The sequence below is a fragment of the Mesorhizobium sp. M6A.T.Cr.TU.017.01.1.1 genome (genome assembly GCF_004023115.1).
GTDB classification, from domain to species: Bacteria; Pseudomonadota; Alphaproteobacteria; order Rhizobiales; family Rhizobiaceae; genus Mesorhizobium; species Mesorhizobium mediterraneum.
Genome location: NZ_RZTA01000059.1, coordinates 35,875 through 37,107 on the forward strand (window position 1 = coordinate 35,875; position 1,233 = coordinate 37,107).

2 protein-coding genes are annotated in these 1,233 nt (G+C 64.6%); both read left to right on the forward strand.

Going from position 1 to position 1,233, the window contains the following annotated elements:
* A partial coding sequence (cobU, locus tag EOB36_RS19305; protein WP_245467834.1) for a bifunctional adenosylcobinamide kinase/adenosylcobinamide-phosphate guanylyltransferase occupies window positions 1-475 on the forward strand: 475 nt, incomplete at its 5' end.
* 1 nt (window position 476) lies between these two features.
* On the forward strand, window positions 477-1,094 hold the full coding sequence (gene cobO / locus EOB36_RS19310) for a cob(I)yrinic acid a,c-diamide adenosyltransferase (protein WP_095483472.1): 618 nt from the start codon (window positions 477-479) through the stop codon (window positions 1,092-1,094).
* Window positions 1,095-1,233: the final 139 nt, after the last annotated feature.

Genomic DNA, 1,233 nt, shown 5'->3' on the forward strand with positions numbered 1-1,233 from the left:
GCGCCCCGGCAAGAGCGCGCATGCCGAAAGATTGGTGACGGCCTGTCCGGCGCCGTGGACATACATCGCCACGGCGCAAGCCTATGACGACGAGATGCGCGAGCGCATCGCGCTGCACCGATCGCGGCGCGGCGAGGGCTGGACGACCATCGATGCGCCGCTCGATCTCGTCGGCGCGATCGAGGCCCTGCCTGACGGCCGGCCTGTCCTGATCGACTGCCTGACGCTGTGGCTGACCAACCATATGCTGGCCGAACATGACATTGAGGCTGAATGCCGGGGGCTGGCCGATGTGTTGTCGCGACCGCGCGGGCCATGGCTCGTGGTCTCCAACGAGGTCGGCCAGGGCATCGTGCCGGACAATGCGCTCGCCCGTCGGTTTCGCGATGCCGCCGGCCGGCTCAACCAGCAGGTCGCGACGATAGCCGATACGGTGCTGATGATGGTGGCGGGACTGCCGCTGAAGGTGAAGTGACATGGCTGATACTATCGAACCCAAGGACGAAGAACGCCACCGCGCCAAGATGGCCAAGCGCAAGGCGGTGCAGGACGCCGAGGTCGCGGCAAAGACGGTCGAGAAGGGGCTGCTGATCGTCAACACCGGCCCCGGCAAGGGCAAGACCACCGCTGCCTTCGGGCTGGCGCTGAGGATGCTCGGCTACGGCAAGCGCGTCGGCGTCGTCCAGTTCATCAAGGGCAAATGGCACACCGGCGAGAAGGACGCCTTTGCCGTTTTCGGCGATCGGGTCGTTTGGCACACGATGGGCGAGGGTTTTACCTGGGAGACTCAGGATCTGAAGCGCGACATCGCTGCCGCCGAGGCCGCCTGGGCCAAGGTGCTCGAGCTGATGGCCGATCCGTCGATCAGCCTCCTGGTGCTCGACGAGCTGAACATTGCGCTGCGCTACGACTATCTCGATCTGGACAAGGTGGTGGCGGCGCTGAAAGGGCGCCGCGAGGGTCTGCATGTCGTCGTCACTGGCCGCAACGCCAAGCCGGCGCTGGTCGAGGCGGCCGATCTGGTCACCGAGATGGGCGTGACCAAGCATCACTTTTCCGCCGGCGTGAAGGCGCAGCAAGGCATAGAGTTCTGAGAGGTTTTGGCCGCGCCTCTTCTTCCTTCTCCCCCTGTGGGACCTTTGCACAGAAGCCGAACGGTGATTCTGTGGTGAAGGTTGGAGCAGGGAGATTCGGGATGGCGGATCGTGTTTTGGGTCAGTTGAGTCTGGCGGA

Excerpts from the sequence above, each read along its gene's own strand:
- cobO (WP_095483472.1), top strand. The coding sequence starts at position 477 with ATGGCTGATACTATCGAACCCAAGGACGAAGAACGCCACCGCGCCAAG.